Raw genomic sequence first — 20,116 nt, 5'->3', positions numbered from 1 at the left:
TATCGCAAATTCAGTTTAGACGTGTAAATCCTGTCTATTTTTTAATTTCTTGTAACATTTATAGACGAAACGCGCTAAATTAATGCCTTGTGTCGTTGTCTAGCTCTACTACAATGGCAAGTCTAAAAAATAATTTATATACGAGTTGTTTGGATTTTTTTATGTATAAACCAACCACGCGCATGTGGCAGCCGACTTTACCTTCATTTTTAAAAATTACAGTTTTAGGTTCAGCATTAGCTGCCCTTGGCTTGATGACGGGTTGTAGCTCGACGCAGGGTGCGAGCAAGCCACTCACTTCAAGTCAGGTTGGGTCGGGTTATTTAGATGCCAGTACTTTAGATGGTCTGGAAGATCTACTCTCTGCAACCGATATGCGCGCGGTAGAAGGTGACCGTTTATTAATTTTAAAACACGGTGATGTCTGGAAGCGTATGACCGTTGGTTTCAAAATGGATTTAAACCATTGGAATCCACGTATTGAAGCGCAGCGAGGCTGGTTTATTTCACGTCAGCCGTATTTGGATCGTTTAAGTGCACGTGCGTCACGTTATTTGTATCACACAGTTAAAGAAGCTGAACGTCGTGGCATGCCAACTGAATTGGCGTTATTACCTGTCATTGAAAGTTCTTATGACCCTGCCGCGACCAGTAGCGCAGCTGCCGCAGGTTTATGGCAGTTCATTCCAAGTACGGGGCGTATTTACGGCTTAAAACAAACTTCAATGTACGATGGTCGCCGTGATGTCGTGGAATCGACTCGTGCTGCCTATGAATTTTTGGGCAGTTTGTATAATCAGTTTGGTTCTTGGGAATTGGCATTGGCAGCTTATAACGCAGGCCCGGGTCGTATTCAACAAGCCATTAACCGCAATAAAGCTGCAGGTTTACCAACCGATTATTGGTCTTTAAAACTGCCGCAAGAAACCATGAACTATGTGCCGCGTTTCTTGGCGGTGGCACAAATTATTAAAAGCCCGCATGCTTATGGCGTGTCTTTGCCGCCAATTGCCAACCGTCCACACTTCCGTGAAATTAATGTAGGTGCGGTAAATTTAAATGATGTGGCCAATATTACAGGGCTAAGTCGTGCCGAATTGTATTCGCTTAACCCAGGACATCGTGGGGATCGGATTGATAGCCAAAGTCCAATGCGTATTTTGATTCCTGCAGATTTAAGCCCGACAGTCGATGCACGATTGAAAAAACTCCAAGGTGGTGGCGGTTTATTGGCAAGTAATAACAGCAATACCCCATCGTTTTCATCTTCTGGTGTGACCATTACACCGTCTAAATCTGAACCACCTTCGTTAACGACCAGTACAACAACCAGAACGACTACAAGTAAACCTGCAGCATCTGCGGCAGTCACGACTACCAATACACCAAGCACAGCATCAACTACAGCCAGTGTTTCAAAACCAGCAACCACTACGCCTGCACGTTTGTCACGTACCCCACAAGGTTCGGACGCTTTGGCTGCATTTGCTGCGGGTAGCGATATTCCAAGTGCGCCGCGTATTCCTGTTGCTGTTACACCTGCTGCCAATATTCAGCCTGTGCGGATTGAGCCACCAATTTCCAGTACTGAGCGCGAGCAAATTCTTGCAGCAGTGCAGGCTGAAGGTAGCAATAAAACTGTAGAAGAAGTATTGCAACCTGTAGCTTCTAAAGCCGAACAAGAACAACTTGTGGCAGAGTTGAAACAAATTGCGCCGCAAGGCACTGAAATTGTCGATCCATACGATGGCAAAATTAAGCTGACCGCTATTCAGACCAGTCTGTCTGTTGCAGAGCAGCAAGGTAAAGAATTAACCAAAGGTTTTGCTTACCCGAAAAGTGTGGCAGAAAATACGCGCCCAGATTCAGAAGAAGCAAAGCGTAACCAAGGTAAGAACTATTTACGTACGGAGTCTGAGGTGGTGGTCGTACCACCAAAAGGCAAACGTACCACGTATACCGTGTTAGCGGGGGACACCTTGGCTAGCATTGCTATGAAAAATGGCTTGAACTGGCGTGATATTGCCAAGTGGAACCAAATTGCTCCAGATGCAACTTTGTATGTGGGCACCAGTATTTATTTATACGATGCCAAGCCACAAGTACAGGCAGAGCCTGCTAAGCCAAAAACCATGCCAGAGCAGTACGTGGTGCAAGCCAATGACACCTTAACAGGTGTTGCCAGTCAGTTTGGTTTAACTGTAAAACAATTGGCAGACTTGAATAACTTAAGCACCACCAGTGGTTTATTTGTAGGGCAGCGCCTAAGTTTAAAAGAAACGGCTGCATCTAAAGCCAAAGCAGAAGCCGACAAAAAAGCTGCAGAACAGGTTGCAAGAATCGCAACCAAAACTTACGTGGTGAAGCGCGGCGAATATTTAAAATTGATTGCAGACCGTTATGCCTTGTCGAATCAGGAATTGGCCGATTTAACCCCAGGATTAAACCCGAACAGTAGCTTATTGGTTGGGCAGCGTATTAATGTGCCTGTGAATGAAGTGACCGCACAAAAAACGGAAGCGAGCAAAGCTGACGCCAGTAAGTCAGAAACAAAAGCAGCAGAGCCAAACTATCCGACTGAAAACTACCAAGTACAGCGTGGCGATACTTTATCGAGCATTGCCAACCAAGCCAAAATTTCTTTGGCTGAGCTCGCCAGTTTAAACAATTTAAGCACTCAAAGTGGGGTACGCATTGGCCAAACCCTTAAAGTACCTGCAGGTGTTAATGTGCCTGAACGTTATACGGTACAACGTGGCGATACCTTATCGGCGATTTCGACAAAATTTAATCTAAGCCAAGACTATATTGCAGACTTAAACAATCTAAGCCGTAACAGCGGTTTAAGAGCAGGGCAAAGTCTGAAACTCACGGGTGATGTTCCTGAGAAAAAAGTCCAAGTTGAAGCGGTGGCTGAAACCACCAATGACATTCACGTGGTCAAAGCAGGGGAAACTTTAAGCAGTATCGCGCGCCAATATAAATTGCAATTGAATTATTTGGCAGAGCTGAATGACCTTTCACGTACTGCCAATGTACGCATCGGGCAACGCTTAAAAGTCGATGCCAGTGCTGCAAAAAATCAAGTAAAAACTGAGGTCGTAAGTGCTGCGAAAAGCAGCAGTAGCAAAGCCACCGAAGCTTATACCGTTAAAAGTGGTGAGTCGTTAAATTCGATTGCTAACCGTGTAGGTGTATCGGTTGCTGAATTGGCGAGTTTAAATAACTTAACGCCACGTTCAGGTTTACGCATTGGACAAAATATTCAAGTTCCCAAAACCGTAACTGAATATAAAGTGAAACGTGGGGATACGCTGATTGGCTTATCCAGTCGTTATGGCATCGACACCAAAGCATTGGCAGATTTAAATGATATGCAGCCAAATACTCAATTGCGTATTGGCGATGTGATTAAAGTCCCGAATCTGTAAAGTTTAATCCTGAGGATGTCATGTTTTGACGGCATCCTCAGGAATACTGCACAAGGAGCTGTGTGCATGTCATTTGCCATAAAAAAGACACATCAATATCTGGGCTGTATTTTAGGTTGTGTGGTCTTGCCGCAGTTTGGATGGGCTGCGTTACAAACCACGCCCTATATTGCCGTACATAGCCAGCCTCAGTATGTGGGGCGCTCGGCTATGCCTTATGCCAACCCGCAAGCGCCCAAAGGTGGCGATTTAATTCGTGCCAGTAATGGCACTTTTGATAATTTAAATGACATGAATGGCAAGGGCAGCTCAACCGATGGGGTGAGTTTTATATTCGATTCACTCATGAGCAGTTCTTTAGATGAGCCCGGGGTGATGTATCCCTTATTGGCAGAAAAAGTCAGCTATGATCCGAAGCAAACTGCATTCGTCATTTTTCATTTAAATCCTAAAGCCAAATTTAGTGATGGCAGCCCAGTTACAGCAGATGATGTCAAATTCAGTTTTGATGCTTTTCAGACCAAGTCCAATCCGGGTTTACAAATGTATTTATCCGATTTAGATAAAACCACGGTCTTGTCTAAGCATCAGGTCAAAGTGAGTTTTAAATCCAATAACAATGCCGAAATGCCACTGATTTTGTCGCAAATGCCAATCTATTCTAAGAAAGACTGGCAAAAGCGTGATTTTACCCGCATTACCCTAGAACCGATTTTAGGTTCAGGGCCGTATCTTATTGAGCGGATTGATGCAGGGCGCAGCATTACTTATAAGCGTAATCCAAATTATTGGGGCAAAGATTTACCCGTAAATAAAGGGCGCTATAATTTTGATCGCCTGAAGTATGTTTATTATCGTAATCTAGATATTGCCTTTGAAGGGTTTAAGTCGGGGCAATACACGCTGCATGAAGAATATACCGCACGAAAATGGGTTACGGAATATCGTTTTCCTGCTGTGAATGCGGGTATGGTGGTCAAGCATAAATTTCAGCACCAAAACCCCATTCCGACCCAAAGTTTTGTTTTTAATACCCGCAGACATGCGTTTCAGGATATTCGCTTTAGGCAGGCTTTAACCTACGCTTATGATTTTGAATGGCAAAACAAAGCCTTGTTTTATGGGCAATATCACCGTTTGCAAAGTTATTTTTCTAATAGCGAGTTAGAAGCCAAAGGCACTCCTTCAGCCGCAGAATTGGCTGTTTTAAAACCCTTTTTAGCCAAGCTGCATCCTATTCAACGTCAAGGCGTATTGCAAAATTGGCAGTATCCTGTGACCGATGCCAGTGGCTTTAACCGTAACGGTTTGCTGAAAGCCCGTGAACTGCTTTTGAAAGCGGGTTATCGCTTTCAGCAAGGTAAATTGATAGATGCCAAAGGCAAAGCCATTCAAGTTGAATTTTTAATCCATCAGGATGGTTTGCAACGCACATTAGTGCCTTTTGTGCGCAATATGAAACGGCTGGGCGTTACGGTAAATATTCGGCATGTCGATGTGCCGCAATATATTGAACGCATGCGTCGTGCCGATTTTGATATGACCACCAGTGTCATGCCGCAATCTTTAAGTCCGGGCAATGAACAGGCACAGCTTTGGAGTAGTGCTGCCGCAGATCAACCAGGAAACTACAATTATGCAGGCATTAAAAACCCAGTGATTGATGAAGTGGTACAACAGTTGATTCGTGCACCTAATCGTGAACAATTGATTGTGCGTACCAAAGTTTTGGATCGTTTATTGCGTGCGGGGTATTATCAAATTCCAACCTATGGCAAAGGTGAAAACTGGTATGCCTATTGGAATATGTATCGTCAGCCCGCCATCAAACCTAAACTATCGGCAGGAATTGATTATTGGTGGAGTGATGCGGCACAAGCCAAGAAAGTTGCACATTATTTACGTCAACAATAACGATTTTAAAACTCAAGCATGACAGTGTTTGCGATAAACCAGAACATTGCCAAAAGGTAAGCACATGGGCACATACATACTCAAAAGATTGCTCCTGATTATTCCAACCTTGTTTTTCATTTTATTGATTAACTTTGTGGTGATTCAAATTGCACCAGGCGGGCCAGTCGAACAAGCAATTCAGCAAGCCGAAGCTTTTCAGGGCATGGGGACGACAGGCGGTGAAACTGCTGCAACATCCAATAGCAGCAATTATCAAGGTGCTAAAGGTTTAAGTGATGAAATGGTCGCAAAAATCGAAGCACAATATGGATTTGATAAACCCGCACATGAACGTTTTTGGCAAATGCTCACGAGCTATGTGCAGTTCGATTTTAGCACCAGTTTTTTTAAAGACAAACCTGTGACCCAATTGTTATGGGAAAAATTGCCCGTATCGCTATCTTTAGGTTTATGGAGCACCTTGCTGATTTATTTAATTTCTATTCCATTAGGTATTAAAAAAGCCCGTCAGCATGGTTTGTTGTTTGATAAAGCGACTTCTATTTTGTTGGCGATTGGTTATGCCATTCCTGCGTTTGCCTTTGCTATTTTACTGATAGTATTTTTTGCGGGTGGTTCATATTTTCAGTGGTTCCCTTTACAGGGTTTGGTGTCTGAGAACTTTGCACAATTAAGTCTGTGGGGAAAAATTACCGATTATTTCTGGCACATGACATTGCCTTTATTGGCGATGGTGATTGGTGGTTTTGCAGGGCTGACTTATCTCACCAAATATTCATTTATGGAAGAATTAAACAAACAATATGTGTTGGCGGCACGTTCTAAAGGCCTAACCGAATCGCGTGTGTTATATGGGCATGTGTTTCGTAATGCCATGCTAATCGTAATTGCAGGTTTGCCCGAAGCGTTGGTGGGTATTTTCTTTGTCGGGAACTTGTTCATCGAAATTATTTTTAATTTGGATGGATTAGGCCTGCTTGGTTTTGAGGCGATTGTGCAGCGTGATTATCCTGTAATTTTTGGTACTTTGTTTATTTTTACCTTATTGGGCTTAATTCTGCGCTTAATCAGTGATGTGTTATATCAGGTGATTGACCCACGTATTAGTTTTGAGTCGCGAGGGGCAAAATAATGTCACCGATCATGCAGGCGCGCGTGCAGCGTTTTAAACAGAACAAATTGAGTTTTGGTTGTTTAATTGTCTTTATCATTATTTTTGTATTGTCTTTAGCGGCAGAATTGATTGCCAATGACAAACCGTTATTGGTCAAATATGAGCAATCTTTATATCTGCCAGTGTTCAAGGCTTATCCTGAAACGACCTTTGGCGGTGTATTTGAAACTGAAGCCGATTATAAAGACCCTGTGGTGCAACAACTGATTGCAGACCGAGGATGGGCAGTTTGGCCGCTCATTGAGTTTTCTTACCAGACTCCGAATTTAGATTTGACCGTGCCTGTACCTTCAGCACCAACTGCACAAAACTGGCTAGGTACAGATGACCAAGGACGTGATGTGTTGGCGCGAATTTTATATGGCTTGCGCGTATCTCTGTTATTTGGTTTTGCACTGACTTTTGCATCGGCAGCTCTAGGTATTTTGGTCGGGGCAATACAGGGCTACTATGGTGGTTGGGTCGATTTAATTGGTCAGCGTGTTTTAGAGGTGTGGGGTGGTTTACCGATGCTGTTCATGGTGATGATTTTGGTCAGCATGTTTACCCCAAGTGTGTATTGGCTATTTGTAATTATGCTGCTGTTTGGCTGGACGACACTGGTCGGCTTAGTTCGGGCAGAGTTTTTGCGCGCCCGAAATTTTGATTATGTCCGTGCAGCGCGAAGTTTAGGCGTAACCGATCGTACCATTATGTTTCGGCATATTTTACCCAATGCCATGAGTTCGAGTTTGTCGCAGTTGCCTTTTATGCTGACCGCCAATATTACAGCTTTAACCGCACTGGATTTTTTGGGTTATGGTTTACCGCCCGATGCAGCATCTTTAGGGGAATTGCTGTTACAAGGTAAAAATAATTTAAATGCGCCGTGGTTGGCGTTGTCAGGCTTTTTTACCTTAGCGATTGTGCTGTCCTTGTTAATTTATATTGGAGAGGCGACCCGTGATGCATTCGATCCAAGACGTTAATCCTTCAACTGCATCACAGCCTGCAGTATTGCTAACAGTCAGTCATCTGCATATTCGGCAGCAGCAACAGGTTTTGCTGCATGATTTAAACTTTGAGCTGCATGCAGGCGAAACTATTGCATTAGTCGGTGAAAGTGGTTCGGGAAAATCTATTAGCAGTTTGGCATTACTAGGTTTATTGCCTGAACATCTACAGGTGCAAGGTCAGGTAATCTTTGCAGAACAGGACTTGCTTCGCCTTAAACCGCAACAATTGCGGCAAGTTCGTGGTCAAAAAATTGCCATGATTTTTCAGGAACCGATGACGGCTTTAAATCCGTTGCATCGCGTGGAAAAAATTATTGGTGAAAGTTTGTTGCTCCAAGGTTGGAGCAAGGAAAAAACGCGTGCACGGGTATTGCAATTACTTGAAGATGTTGGCATTTCTCAGCCTGAAGAAAAACTAAAGCGTTACCCACATGAATTATCTGGGGGGCAACGTCAGCGAGTGATGATCGCAATGGCGTTGGCACTTGATCCCGATATTTTAATTGCCGATGAACCAACCACTGCTTTAGATGTCACTTTGCAGGCGCAGATTTTGGATTTACTAAAAAGCATGCAAGTGCGTCATTATATGGCTATGATTTTGATCAGCCACGATTTGAACTTGGTCAAACACTATGCAGATCAGGTCATTGTCATGAATCAGGGTCGGGTCGAAGAACAGGGCAGTGTGGCAGATATTTTTAATAGACCGCAGCAAGCCTATACTCAAAATTTGTTAAACCATGATTTTGACGAAGCTTTGCAAATTGATGAGTTGCCGACTATTTTGGCGTTAGAACAGGTGGCTGTGAAATTCCCGATTAAACAAGGTTTACTGAATCGGGTTAAAGATTATGTGGTTGCGGTTGAACCGTTAAGCTTCGAACTTCCGCAAGGTCAATCGATTGGTATTGTTGGTGAAAGCGGTTCGGGTAAAAGTTCATTGGCACTTGCCATTGCAAGACTGATTGAAAGTGAGGGAAAAATTGAACTACATGGGCGAGATCTGAATCAACTGAATGAACGTCAATTGCGTCCCTTACGACAGCAGTTTCAAATTGTATTTCAAGATCCGTTTAGCAGCTTAAATCCACGTTTAAATGTGGAACAAACCATTGGTGAAGGTTTGACATTGCAACATTTATCCAAACCTGAAATCATTCAGCGCATAGATGAAGCTTTAAGCAAAGTAGAATTGCCTGTGAGTTTTAAACAGCGCTATCCGCATGAATTGTCGGGTGGGCAACGTCAACGGATTGCATTAGCACGTGCGTTGGTGCTGCGTCCTAAACTGTTAATTATGGATGAGCCGACCTCTGCCTTAGATCGTAGCACCCAACGCGCTGTAGTGCAGTTGTTGCGCCGCTTACAGCGGCAAGAACAGATAAGTTATTTGTTTATCAGCCACGATTTGCAAGTGGTGAAAGCGCTTTGTCAAAAAGTGTTGGTGCTCCATCAAGCTAAAGTTATGGAATTTCAAGATACTGCACAGCTATTTAGCCATCCGCAAACGGAATACACCCGTCAATTGATAGCAGCCAGTGAGTATTAAACCTTCAATATTTTTAAACAGCTATTTCGGCTGGCTGACTTGTTTTACCATTATTGACAATAAGATTTGTCAAAATGGCATTGACCTGTTCTGAAAAATCTTTAGAGTAAAAAGACCAATAAAATACAATACGGAACAGTGTATGAGCCATCTTGCCGAAACAATTCAGATTCGTAATAGCATGTTTAAAAATCGCATTATCAAAGGTGCCATGAGTGAGGCGCTTGCCAACACGGCAGGGCAGCCGAATAGCCTGCATTTAGGTCTATATGAAGCATGGGCAAAAGGTGGTTTGGGCTGTGCCATCACTGGCAACGTAATGGTCGATTTACGTGCCAAAAATGAACCGGGTGTTGTGGGAATTGAATCAGACCGAGATATAGAAAAGCTCAAACAGTGGGCAGAAGTTGGTAAACGTCATGGCATGGTGCAACTGGTACAGTTGTCTCATCCTGGACGTCAATGTCCGAAAGGCTTGAATAAAGAAACGGTTGCACCTTCGGCTGTGCCTTTTAGTCCAAGTTTAGCTTTGAGTTTTGGTACACCACGTGAACTACATGAAGATGAAATCCTCGATATTATTCAGCGTTTTGCCAAAGCTGCACAGATTTGTGAGCAAGCGGGCTTTGAGGGGATTCAACTGCATGGTGCGCATGGCTATTTGATCAGCCAGTTTTTATCGCCACTGACCAATAAACGCCAAGACCAATGGGGCGGCAATATTGAAAACCGTATGCGCTTTTTGATGCAAATTTATCAAGCGGTACGTGCAGCGACCTCAGACAATTTTATTGTATCAGTCAAACTAAACTCTGCAGATTTTCAACGTGGCGGCATCACTGAAGAAGAAGTGATTAGCGTGTTTAAAGCCATGGATGAAGCAGGTATAGATATGATTGAAATTTCAGGTGGTACTTATGAAGCACCCGCGATGGCAGGCTCTAAAGCTGATAAACGTAAACCAAGTACCATTGCCCGTGAAGCCTATTTTTTATCTTTTGCGGAATTGATTCGCAGTCAGGTGAAATGCCACTTAATGGTGACAGGTGGTTTTAGAACGGTAGTTGCCATGAATGCTGCTTTGGACAGTGGTGCATGTGACTTTATTGGGATCGCCCGACCATTTGCGGTAGAAACCGATTTAGCCAACCGTTTGTTGGCGGGTCAAGATGTACGTTACGGGGTCGATAAAATTAAAACTGGTATCCCGATGATTGATAAAATGGCAATTATGGAAATTATTTGGTATGCCGCGCAGTTCAAAGCAATTGCACAAGGCAAGCGTCCAAACCCGAAACTCTCGCCTTTAAAAGTCTTTTTCAAATATTTAAAAGGCAATTTAACTGCGGTGATTAAAGGACAGGTCAACTCACGTAAATCAGCTTGATTCGTATTTTTCAAACCTCAGTGGACGGATTCAAAGCTTAAACTATGGTTTTTGAATCAGTCCGCACAGATTGAAATATAAAACTAATGCGTTAGATAGCAAAAAGCCCAAGTCATATTGATTGGGCTTTTTGTTGAGATGTAAACATCTCGAATATGGCGTCCCTACGGGGATTCGAACCCCGGTTACCGCCGTGAAAGGGCGATGTCCTAGGCCTCTAGACGATAGGGACAAATAGAAGTTTATATTTTCAAACCATGTAACAACCAATGCAGTTGTTGAGAATATGGCGTCCCTACGGGGATTCGAACCCCGGTTACCGCCGTGAAAGGGCGATGTCCTAGGCCTCTAGACGATAGGGACTTAATAAAATATTACTTCTGAAATTGGCGTCCCTACGGGGATTCGAACCCCGGTTACCGCCGTGAAAGGGCGATGTCCTAGGCCTCTAGACGATAGGGACGTTTCAGAGGTGGGCGTATAATAGGGCGTATAAAGGGGGGTGTCAAACGCTTTTCGGCAATAATTCTGAAAAAAATGATCAACTGAATAAAATTAAAACTATTCTCCTGTCGTAATATGTTTGAAGCGCTAAAAATCATGCTTTTCAAGTTATTTTTAAATGGACACATTTATTAGAGCAGCATGATTTTCTTTGTATTTTGCAGTATTAATTGCTAATCAACACAACTCAAAAAACAAGGCAATCCGAAGATCGCCCCTATTGTTTTACATCATCGCTAAAAAAGCATTATGATTTTTTGTGATAAATCATGTAATAACTGACATAGCACAACACAATAAAAATCATACAGCCGATAAAACCTACTAGCATTTCTGGGTCAAATAACATACTCAGGCAAGTTATAAAACAGAACACAAAACCTAAAATAGGCACTATTGGAAATAGCGGTGCAGCAAAACCTAAATCCTGTACGGTTTTGCCTTGTTTATACCATTGGCGACGGAAGTTAAACTGGCTTAAACAAATACTCATCCAGACCACAACCATTGTAAATGCAGCCACACCTAAGAGGTTTTTAAAGATGGTTTCTGGCGCAAATTGCTCAGACAATAAACCTGGCATTGCTCCGAGCATGGTGACGATGACTGCTATATAAGGAATACCACGCGCATTCACCTTAGAAAAAATCTGTGGCAATTGCTTTTGGTGTGAGAGCGACCACATCATTCGTGAAGCTGCAAATAAGCCTGAGTTCGCTGCAGAGAGCAAGGCTGTGATAATCACAAAACGGATAATATCTTCAGCATAAGGAATGCCAATCTGATTAAATACCGTCACAAAAGGGCTACTGCTTACCCCTTCTGCAGCCAAACCTGCAGCCTGATGTGGTAATAAGGCACTAATTACCACAATAGTACCTACAAAGAAAATCAACAGGCGGAAAATTGCAGTATTGATTGCTTTAGGCACGTTTTTGGCAGGGTTTTTGGTTTCACCTGCAGCAACACCAATTAACTCCGTACCCGAAAAAGCGAAATTAACAATCAACATGGTGGCAAAAATAGGGAATAGCCCTTCAGGAAACCAGCCTTGTGCAGTTAAATTGCTAAATAAAGGTGCCGAGCTATAACCTTGATAGGATACAACACCAAAAATTGCCATTAAACCCAAAACAATAAAGGCAATAACAGTCACGACCTTGACCAAAGACAGCCAAAACTCAGATTCTGCAAACAAGCGTGTGGAAATCATATTTAAACTAAATACGACACCACCAAAAATCAGTGTCCAAATCCACATGGAAATATGCGGGAACCATTCCTGCATTAACAACGCGGCGGCGGTAAACTCTGTGCCCAAAGTGACCGACCACGTGAGCCAATACAACCAAGTGATGGTATAGCCCGTGCCTGGCCCAATATATTGTTTAGCGTATGCGCCAAACGAACCTGAAACAGGCATGTGTACGGCAAGCTCACCTAAACACAGCATCACCATATAGGCAATTAAACCACCAAAAATATAAGCGATGATGGCGCCAACGGGGCCTGTTTGTGCAATGACTTCACCTGAGCCTAAAAATAGACCTGTGCCAATGGCACCGCCTAGTGAAATCATGACCAAATGTCGAGTGCTCATGGCACGTTTTAAAGGCATAGTATTACCTTGATGCACAGCACCATTTTGATGATTCGATGACGGCATAAGTGTTAGGAGAAAATATGGAATGAAGCGAAGTATTGTAGAGAAAAACTACAAATCTGCAATCTTGAAATAATAAATTTGGATTAGAAATGATCGTATAGCAAGATATATGGCGTCCCTACGGGGATTCGAACCCCGGTTACCGCCGTGAAAGGGCGATGTCCTAGGCCTCTAGACGATAGGGACGATGCGAGGTGAGGCGTATATTATGAATTTTTTGCGACAGTGTCAAACCTGAATCTAAAAAAACTGCCGCACTATTTGTTATTTGCTTAAAAAATAATACATCTTTAAAAATAAATCAGTGCATGTAAATTTGAATACGGTGCATCATTTTAATGATCAGGGGTTTGATATTGTTTTTCAGTGGTTGTTGTTTGTGTTGCTGCGGGTTGAGTGTTTGGTTCAGGTTGGGCAGGCTCACGATTCACAATATAAAGATACAACGCAGAAGGCGCGAGAATGACCAAAACCAATACAATTTTTTTCAACATGGCAGAATCAATAACACAAATTGGAATATTGCCATTATAACCAAAGTCAGCTTAAAAGACTGCATGCATAAAAACTGATTCAAAGTAAAAATGATTTCGATACTCAGCCTTGAGGTTGAAAAGCATGAATCAAGACCACAATATTAAAAAGAAAACAGGATGACAAATGCAGTTTGTCATCCTGTAAACCTCTCAATGTTTGAGTACCAATCGTATTATTGATCTGTGTTGAGTAAGTTCTCTACCATGTGCGGTGCAAGTTTATTCAGAATAAAACAAAACAGTTCTGCAGTTTTTTGCGTATCGTATAAAGCTGAATGTGCTTCTTTGCCATCAAACTCAATACCTGCCTGAATACATGATTTTGCCAACACTGTTTGACCAAACATCACAGCACTTAAAGTCACTGTATCAAACACTGAAAAGCTGTGGAATGGGTTTTGGTTCTTCGTACCTGTGCGGGCAATGGCTGCTTGCACAAAGCCTAAATCGAAATGCGCGTTGTGACCGACCAAAATGGCATGGGTGCAATTTTGTTGGCGACGCACTTCATTGACCGATTTGAAAATCCGTTTTAATGCAGTTTTTTCATCTTCAGCCATGGCCATACGCATAGGATTGAAAGGATCAATCCCAATAAAGTCCAACGAGCGGCGGTCTAAATTTGCCCCTTCAAACGGGTTGATATGCGCATGACACGCTTCGCCTGGTACAAATTTGCCTTCCGCATCATAAACAATTGGAATAGCTGCAATTTCTAACAAGGCATCAGTTTGGGCATTAAAGCCTGCGGTTTCCACATCGACCACCACAGGCAAAAAACCACGAAAACGTTGCCCCATCACGGGCAAAGTTGTATTTGTCACACTTTTCTCCATTGAATGGTTTTACCCGCATATAACGGAATAATTTGTTCACCATCCAAGTAGTCTAAACTGGTTGGAATGATTTGCTCTTCTTTTACCAAGGTAATGGTGTTGGTATTACGCGGCAAACCATAGAAATCTGCACCAAACAAGCTTGCAAAGCCTTCTAAGCGCTCAATACGTCCAGCTTGATCAAAAGCTTGTGCATACAGCTCAATTGCCGTAGGTGCACTATAGCAGCCTGCACAGCCACATGCATTTTCTTTGGCATTTTTTGAGTGCGGTGCGCTATCTGTCCCTAAGAAAAACTTAGGATTTCCGCTAGTCGCGACTTCCAATAAGGTTTGCTGATGGGTTTGACGTTTTAAAATAGGCAAACAATAGAAATGTGGTTTCACACCACCCACCAACATATCATTACGGTTAAATAATAAATGTTGTGGGGTAATGGTTGCAGCGACATTCCGGCCTTGTTCTAAAACAAATTGTGCTGCTTCAGAGGTGGTTATGTGCTCAAGCACCAATTTCAAATTTGGAAATTGTTGTAATAATGGTGAAAGCACTTCATCTAAGAAGCGTTTTTCACGGTCAAAAATATCGACATGATTATGCGTGACTTCACCATGCAATAATAATGGCACTTGTTGTTCTTCAAGTTGCTCTATCACCGCATAAACTTTACGAATGTCGCTTACCCCATTGTCTGAATTGGTGGTGGCACCAGCAGGGTAAAGTTTAATAGCATTTACATGCGCCGAGGCTTTAATTTTCTTGACTTCTTCAGGAGAGGTTTGATCGGTAAAATACAACACCATACGCGGATCAAAATTTACACCTTTAGGAACATGTGCCATGATGCGTTCACGATACGCTTCTGCTTCTCCTACCGTTTTTACTGGCGGAACAAGGTTAGGCATACAAATTGCGCGTGAAAATTGCTTGGCAAGATCAGGAACAGTACGTTGTAGTGCTAAACCATCACGTAAATGAGCATGCCAGTCATCTGGCTGGATAAGAGTAATTGTATTCAAGGCGCTGCCAGTTTGAAAAATAAAACAGATGATAATCTATAAATGTTAAAATGATAACGCCGAAAGCCATAAAAAATAGAAATGCCTGAATGAATAGTTTAGACATTGTGTTATTTTTAAACCATTAAAAAAATTATATTCAGGCTGTTACAGGTTTGCTGTGCAACAATCGTGATTAAATGGAATTTAAAGCATCCATGGAATACAAATATAAGTTAGCCAAGCTACAGTACGACAAAGAAAAAAATGAAGAGTTGATTAAACATCAACGTAAACGTGCGGGTCAGGTTTTTCCGAAACAACTCGAAGTGGAGTTTTGGAAACAGCATCTTGAACAAGCACGGCATAACATTAACCAATATTTTTGGTCGGGCGTACTCATCTACTTTATTATCACTGTGATGATTATTACTGGGGATTACTGGATTATTGATCGAAATTTTTTTAAGCACGACTTTATCCATTCCTTACTAGGCCTAGTCAATGGTGCATTTTGCTTACTGACCCTGTTCTTTTTTGCCCATTATAAAATTTTACGCTCATATTATGCCTATGCGGCCATGGCTATGACTTTTTGGGCCATTGTGTCGATGACTTGGCTGACCATGACAGTGCTTACCGAAGTGTTTAGATATCAAGCCATGATGATCATTAGTATGATTTATATTATGGGCTTTGTACTGACAGGGGTGAAGCCGTTTCACATGCTGCTGACAGGGCTAATGGCTGCTGTGGTTGCCATGATTATGTTATTAAGCTTGCATATTCCAATTGATGTGATGGTGATGGGGCGGGTGTTGGTTGGCAGTACGGTAGTGGGTTTTTTAATCAGCAAAATGCTGTGTACCCGAGAGCGGATGATTTTTTTGGTGATGCACCAAGCTCGACTTAGTGAAAAAATTAACCGTATCCATGCCGAAGAGTTGTTGCATTTAAGTCAGCATGATGCGCTGACCAAAGTGTCTAACCGACGTACCTTTGATGAAATGCTGGATAGCTATTTTGAACAGGCACGGCATGATGAAGTACCATTATCCCTAATCTTTATAGATGTCGATTTTTTTAAAAAATATAACGATCATTATGGGCATCAAAAGGGAGATGAAGTCATTTCAGCGATTGCCAAATCGATTAAAGACTCGATTCGTCACATGGATTTTGTCGCGCGGTATGGTGGGGAAGAATTTGTGGTGTTATTGCCAGAAACAGATGCACATGGTGCTTATGCTGTGGCTTCCAATATTTTTAAAGCAGTTGAGCGTTTGGCGATTCCCCATAGCCAATCTTTAGTTTCCAGTAATGTCACAATCAGTTTAGGTTTTACTGTTTATAAAGGTGAGGCGGAAATTTTTAAAAGCGATTTCTTGCAACGTGCAGACCAAGCCTTGTACCGTGCGAAACAGTTGGGACGTAATCAAATTTATTACCACACTGTGCAGGTGGAAGAGGTCCTGTAAGTTTTTCTATCTCCAAGTGAAAGAGGACTCCACCCGTCAGTCAGGGTGGAGGTGAATTTCACAAATTTCAAACTTGTTGATTCTGAATATATTGTTTGATTATTTCCAAAGGCGCACCACCACAAGACCCTGCAAAATATGATCTTGACCATAAAACAGGTTTTGTATAATTCCCTCTCAAGTCTAAAAACTCATTTCGCATTCTTCTACTTGTTACAGACTTTAAATTATTAACCAATTTGCTTAACTGTACCGTTGGTGGATACTGAATAAGCATGTGAACATGGTCGGATTCACCATTACATTCCTTTAATTCAGCATCAAAATCTTTACATATTTCAGTTGCACACTCATTGAAATATTTATGATGCAACTCACCTAGTATTTTTTTTCGATATTTCGTTATAAAAACTAAATGAACATGAAGATTAAAGGCTGAATGTCGGTTTTTATATATCTCACTCATTGAAAAAATATACCTAAAATGTTAGAATCAGCACCATATTAACAGATACACACTCATTAATGAAAATCAACAAAGCGTATAAATTTAGGCTTGAGCCTAATGTCGAGCAAGAGGTTATTTTAAATAATCTCGTTGGCTCTGCACGCTTTGTTTGGAATCAAATATTAGCAATTTCATTTGAAATGTTTGCTCAAAATAAACACATTAATGCGGTGAATCTAGTAAAAAAGATAACAGCACTGAAAAAGAATCCTCAGTTTAGCTTTTTAGATGGAAATTCAAATGCTGTGTCACTTCAACAAAAAGTTCGTGATCTTGCATCAGCATGGGGGAGGTTTTTCAACCCTAAAGAACATGCTCGACTAAAAGAAAAAAAGCGCAAACCTAAGAAACCTAAATTTTTTAAATTGGCTGATGGTACTGAGGTTCAGTTGCGCCCACTTATGCCTAGATTTAAGAAAAAATCAGACGGTTATGATTCCATTCGCCTTGTACAATTCGATAAATACTGTTGGGTTAAAGGAAATAAACTCAAACTCCCTAATGGCGTAGGTGTTATTAAATTCAGGAAGTCGCAAGAGATTCTAGGTACAATAAAAAATGTGACGATCAGTAAGGTGTCAGGACGTTGGTACGTTTCATTCTGTACTGAAACAGAACTTACTGAAATGCCGATCCACCCATCAAAATCAGCGATTGGTGTTGATCTTGGTGTTAAGAAATTAATCACTACCTCAAATGGTCAGGTCTTTGACCCGATCAATAGCTTTAAAACCAATCAGATTAAATTAGCTAGACTTCAACGGAAGCAGAGAAAGAAAGTTAAATTTAGTCAAAATTGGAAAAAACTGAATTTTAAAATCAATAAACTACATCATCACATTGCCAATATTCGTCATGACTACTTGCAAAAAATCACTACAACGCTCAGCAAAAACCACGCAATGATTGCTGTTGAGGATTTAAAAGTAGCAAATATGTCGAAGTCAGCAAGTGGCACAATCGAAAATCAAGGAAAGAATGTAAAAGCTAAGTCAGGCTTAAACAAATCAATCCTAGATCAAGGTTGGGGCATGCTCGTTAGTATGTTGGAATATAAGCAACAATGGCGAGGTGGATTACTTGTAAAAGTTGATCCGAAGTACACAAGTCAAACCTGCTGTGAATGTGGTCATGTAGCAAAAGAAAACCGACAAACTCAAGCTAAATTTGAGTGTGTCGGATGCGGTTATGTTGCGAATGCGGATTTAAACGCATCTCGTAATATATTGTCGGCAGGACATGCCGTTTTGTCTGTGGAGGGTGGATGCGGTAAAGGTCGCCCTAAGAAGCAGAAAGCAAGCGAAATCCGTGAGGAAGTCGCCTAAGAGCTTTGCTTTTAGAATCTCCCACTTGAGTGAAAACGAAAGTGGTGGGAGTATGTCAATGCAGCTTTCATTTAGTATGAATTTTTTAGTCTTCATGTTTAAACGTATATAAAAAAGCCGCTCAATTTGAGCGGCTTCGATTTCACAAAATGATCAGCAAGTGATTATTTGTTTTTGTCTTTCAATTGAGGCACTGCAGAACCTGAACCAATCGACAATAAGCCAGAATTGGTATAAAGACCTAATTTAGCGCGTGTATCGGTAATGTCTAGGTTACGCATCGTTAACTGACCAATACGATCCATTGGCGTAAACATTGAATCACCTTTCTCCATGGTTAAACGCTCAGCTTCATAAGTGAGGTTCGGAGATTCAGTGTTCATAATGGTATAGTCATTACCACGACGTAACTCTAAAGTCACAGTACCTGTAATCGCTTTCGCCACCCAACGCTGTGCAGTTTCACGTAACATTAATGCTTGAGAATCGAACCAACGACCTTGATACAATAAACGGCCTAAACGTAAACCGTTAATGCGGTATTGTTCAATCGTATCTTCGTTATGAATACCCGTAACTAAACGCTCATAAGCAATGTGTAATAATGCCATGCCCGGTGCTTCGTAAATACCGCGAGATTTCGCTTCAATAATACGGTTTTCGATTTGGTCAGACATTCCCAAACCATGACGACCACCAATACGGTTCGCTTCAAGAATCAACTCAACAGGGTTTTCAATACGCTGACCGTTCAGTGCAACAGGCATACCTTCTTCAAAGGTTACTGACACTTCTTCGGCTTTCACTTCAACGTCATCTTTCCAGAATGCTACGCCCATGATTGGGTCAACAATTTTGATGCCAGCATTTAGGTACTCAAGGTCTTTCGCTTCGTGTGTTGCACCGAGCATGTTTGAGTCAGTTGAATACGCTTTTTCTTTTGACATTTTATAGTCAAAACCATTGTCGATGAGGAATTGTGACATTTCCGCACGACCGCCCAACTCATCAATAAAGGTTTGGTCTAACCATGGCTTATAAATTTTAAGCGCAGGATTGGTCAATAAACCATAACGATAGAAACGCTCAATATCGTTACCCTTATAAGTTGAACCATCACCCCAAATGTTGACGTCATCTTCTTTCATGGCAGTCACGAGCATCGTACCTGTTACTGCACGACCAAGCGGGGTGGTGTTAAAGTAAGGCATACCACCTGTGCTGATATGGAATGCACCACATTGAATGGCAGCAATACCTTCCAAAGCCAACTGTAAACGGCAGTCAACCAAGCGTGCTTTTACCGCACCATATTCTTCTGCTTTCTTTGGAATGGCATCATAGTCATCTTCATCTGGCTGCCCCAAGTTTGCGGTATACGCATACGGTTCAGCGCCTTTTTGCTTCATCCACAATAAAGCAGCTGAAGTATCTAGACCACCAGAAAAGGCGATACCGACTTTTTTGCCTACTGGTACATTCTGCAAGATAGTTGCATTATCAGTCATTGCTAGTCCTAATTTTTTAAAATATGCACCACATTTTGGTGGCCAAGGAGAATTCTAAACTGCAAATTATAGCACTCTTTAAAATGCTTGTTTTCGTTAAAAAAGCACATTTGATAAAAAAATCAGGTTCTCGCTTAAATTTTCATTTAGAAATGGCAAACTGAGGATAGAAGATGATAATCAAAACAGATATTTTTTGGGCATCATTAAAATGCTCTATTTTTAACAGTTTGAGATCAAGGAAAGCGGTAGATTGACGTTTGCGCCACGCAGTCTAACTTTAGAGTCATAAACAGTTTAT

At 41.8% G+C, this 20,116-nt stretch carries 14 protein-coding genes and 4 tRNA genes; 8 read left to right on the top strand and 10 right to left on the bottom strand.

Features of this window, described 5'->3' with window-relative positions:
* Positions 1–161 precede the first annotated feature (161 nt).
* From LZP46_RS10255 to LZP46_RS10230, 6 genes are all read left to right on the top strand, one after another.
* A complete protein-coding gene (locus tag LZP46_RS10255; RefSeq protein ID WP_236093763.1) occupies positions 162–3,431 on the top strand; it encodes a lytic transglycosylase in 3,270 nt (1,089 codons plus the stop codon).
* A gap of 66 nt (positions 3,432–3,497) precedes the next feature.
* Positions 3,498–5,345 (top strand): extracellular solute-binding protein, encoded by a 1,848-nt coding sequence (locus tag LZP46_RS10250; protein ID WP_236093762.1) that lies wholly within the window; start codon positions 3,498–3,500, stop codon positions 5,343–5,345.
* A 64-nt stretch (positions 5,346–5,409) separates the two neighbouring features.
* Positions 5,410–6,480 (top strand): microcin C ABC transporter permease YejB, encoded by a 1,071-nt coding sequence (locus LZP46_RS10245; RefSeq protein ID WP_236093761.1) that lies wholly within the window; start codon positions 5,410–5,412, stop codon positions 6,478–6,480.
* The gene (locus tag LZP46_RS10240; protein ID WP_236093760.1) at positions 6,480–7,490 is read left to right on the top strand and encodes an ABC transporter permease; all 1,011 of its coding nucleotides are present in this window, start codon (positions 6,480–6,482) and stop codon (positions 7,488–7,490) included. Before LZP46_RS10245 ends, LZP46_RS10240 begins: the two co-directional genes overlap by 1 nt.
* A complete protein-coding gene (locus LZP46_RS10235) occupies positions 7,468–9,069 on the top strand; it encodes an ABC transporter ATP-binding protein (protein WP_236095202.1) in 1,602 nt (533 codons plus the stop codon). Before LZP46_RS10240 ends, LZP46_RS10235 begins: the two co-directional genes overlap by 23 nt.
* Before the next feature lie 142 nt (positions 9,070–9,211).
* The gene (locus tag LZP46_RS10230; RefSeq protein ID WP_236093759.1) at positions 9,212–10,456 is read left to right on the top strand and encodes an NADH:flavin oxidoreductase/NADH oxidase family protein; all 1,245 of its coding nucleotides are present in this window, start codon (positions 9,212–9,214) and stop codon (positions 10,454–10,456) included.
* A 156-nt stretch (positions 10,457–10,612) separates the two neighbouring features.
* Here the strand turns inward: LZP46_RS10230 and LZP46_RS10225 are convergent.
* From LZP46_RS10225 to pyrC, 8 genes are all read right to left on the bottom strand, one after another.
* A tRNA-Glu gene (locus tag LZP46_RS10225) sits at positions 10,613–10,688 on the bottom strand.
* 55 nt (positions 10,689–10,743) lie between these two features.
* Positions 10,744–10,819, bottom strand: a tRNA-Glu gene (locus LZP46_RS10220).
* 24 nt (positions 10,820–10,843) lie between these two features.
* Positions 10,844–10,919: transfer RNA gene (locus LZP46_RS10215), tRNA-Glu, on the bottom strand.
* A 288-nt stretch (positions 10,920–11,207) separates the two neighbouring features.
* The gene (locus LZP46_RS10210; RefSeq protein WP_236093758.1) at positions 11,208–12,626 is read right to left on the bottom strand and encodes an amino acid permease; all 1,419 of its coding nucleotides are present in this window, start codon (positions 12,624–12,626) and stop codon (positions 11,208–11,210) included.
* Positions 12,627–12,736: 110 nt separating this feature from the next.
* A tRNA-Glu gene (locus tag LZP46_RS10205) sits at positions 12,737–12,812 on the bottom strand.
* 149 nt (positions 12,813–12,961) lie between these two features.
* Positions 12,962–13,120 (bottom strand): hypothetical protein, encoded by a 159-nt coding sequence (locus LZP46_RS10200; protein ID WP_236093757.1) that lies wholly within the window; start codon positions 13,118–13,120, stop codon positions 12,962–12,964.
* Positions 13,121–13,335: 215 nt separating this feature from the next.
* Positions 13,336–13,998, bottom strand: a complete 663-nt coding sequence (gene rnt / locus LZP46_RS10195; protein ID WP_236093756.1) for a ribonuclease T — start codon at positions 13,996–13,998, stop codon at positions 13,336–13,338.
* Positions 13,983–15,017 carry a dihydroorotase gene (gene pyrC, locus LZP46_RS10190; protein ID WP_236093755.1) on the bottom strand — a complete coding sequence of 345 codons (1,035 nt, stop codon included), beginning with the start codon at positions 15,015–15,017 and terminating at the stop codon, positions 13,983–13,985. The genes rnt and pyrC overlap by 16 nt, the downstream gene beginning before the upstream one ends.
* A 197-nt stretch (positions 15,018–15,214) precedes the next feature.
* Between pyrC and LZP46_RS10185 the strand changes: the two genes are divergently transcribed.
* The gene (locus tag LZP46_RS10185; RefSeq protein ID WP_236093754.1) at positions 15,215–16,474 is read left to right on the top strand and encodes a GGDEF domain-containing protein; all 1,260 of its coding nucleotides are present in this window, start codon (positions 15,215–15,217) and stop codon (positions 16,472–16,474) included.
* Positions 16,475–16,541: 67 nt separating this feature from the next.
* Here the strand turns inward: LZP46_RS10185 and tnpA are convergent, their stop codons facing one another.
* A complete protein-coding gene (tnpA, locus tag LZP46_RS10180; RefSeq protein ID WP_236093753.1) occupies positions 16,542–16,940 on the bottom strand; it encodes an IS200/IS605 family transposase in 399 nt (132 codons plus the stop codon).
* A 59-nt stretch (positions 16,941–16,999) separates the two neighbouring features.
* Here tnpA and LZP46_RS10175 point away from each other — a divergent pair, with 59 nt between their 5' ends.
* Entirely contained in the window at positions 17,000–18,307 is a 1,308-nt protein-coding gene (locus LZP46_RS10175) for an RNA-guided endonuclease InsQ/TnpB family protein (RefSeq protein ID WP_236093752.1), read from the top strand.
* A 164-nt stretch (positions 18,308–18,471) separates the two neighbouring features.
* Here the strand turns inward: LZP46_RS10175 and argG are convergent, their stop codons facing one another.
* Positions 18,472–19,815, bottom strand: coding sequence for an argininosuccinate synthase (gene argG / locus LZP46_RS10170; RefSeq protein WP_019836347.1), 1,344 nt, complete (start codon positions 19,813–19,815; stop codon positions 18,472–18,474).
* Positions 19,816–20,116: the final 301 nt, after the last annotated feature.

The organism is Acinetobacter sp. SCLZS86, assembly GCF_021560715.1.
GTDB lineage: Bacteria > Pseudomonadota > Gammaproteobacteria > Pseudomonadales > Moraxellaceae > Acinetobacter > Acinetobacter towneri_A.
The sequence above is the reverse complement of the archived record's forward strand: the minus strand, read 5'-3'. Positions and strand labels throughout refer to the sequence as shown.

Excerpts from the sequence above, each read along its gene's own strand:
- LZP46_RS10255 (WP_236093763.1), top strand. The coding sequence starts at position 162 with ATGTATAAACCAACCACGCGCATGTGGCAGCCGACTTTACCTTCATTT.
- LZP46_RS10250 (WP_236093762.1), top strand. The coding sequence starts at position 3,498 with ATGTCATTTGCCATAAAAAAGACACATCAATATCTGGGCTGTATTTTA.
- LZP46_RS10245 (WP_236093761.1), top strand. The coding sequence starts at position 5,410 with ATGGGCACATACATACTCAAAAGATTGCTCCTGATTATTCCAACCTTG.
- LZP46_RS10240 (WP_236093760.1), top strand. The coding sequence starts at position 6,480 with ATGTCACCGATCATGCAGGCGCGCGTGCAGCGTTTTAAACAGAACAAA.
- LZP46_RS10235 (WP_236095202.1), top strand. The coding sequence starts at position 7,468 with ATGCATTCGATCCAAGACGTTAATCCTTCAACTGCATCACAGCCTGCA.
- LZP46_RS10230 (WP_236093759.1), top strand. The coding sequence starts at position 9,212 with ATGAGCCATCTTGCCGAAACAATTCAGATTCGTAATAGCATGTTTAAA.
- LZP46_RS10210 (WP_236093758.1), bottom strand. The coding sequence starts at position 12,626 with ATGCCGTCATCGAATCATCAAAATGGTGCTGTGCATCAAGGTAATACT.
- LZP46_RS10200 (WP_236093757.1), bottom strand. The coding sequence starts at position 13,120 with ATGTTGAAAAAAATTGTATTGGTTTTGGTCATTCTCGCGCCTTCTGCG.
- rnt (WP_236093756.1), bottom strand. The coding sequence starts at position 13,998 with ATGGAGAAAAGTGTGACAAATACAACTTTGCCCGTGATGGGGCAACGT.
- LZP46_RS10185 (WP_236093754.1), top strand. The coding sequence starts at position 15,215 with ATGGAATACAAATATAAGTTAGCCAAGCTACAGTACGACAAAGAAAAA.
- tnpA (WP_236093753.1), bottom strand. The coding sequence starts at position 16,940 with ATGAGTGAGATATATAAAAACCGACATTCAGCCTTTAATCTTCATGTT.
- LZP46_RS10175 (WP_236093752.1), top strand. The coding sequence starts at position 17,000 with ATGAAAATCAACAAAGCGTATAAATTTAGGCTTGAGCCTAATGTCGAG.
- argG (WP_019836347.1), bottom strand. The coding sequence starts at position 19,815 with ATGACTGATAATGCAACTATCTTGCAGAATGTACCAGTAGGCAAAAAA.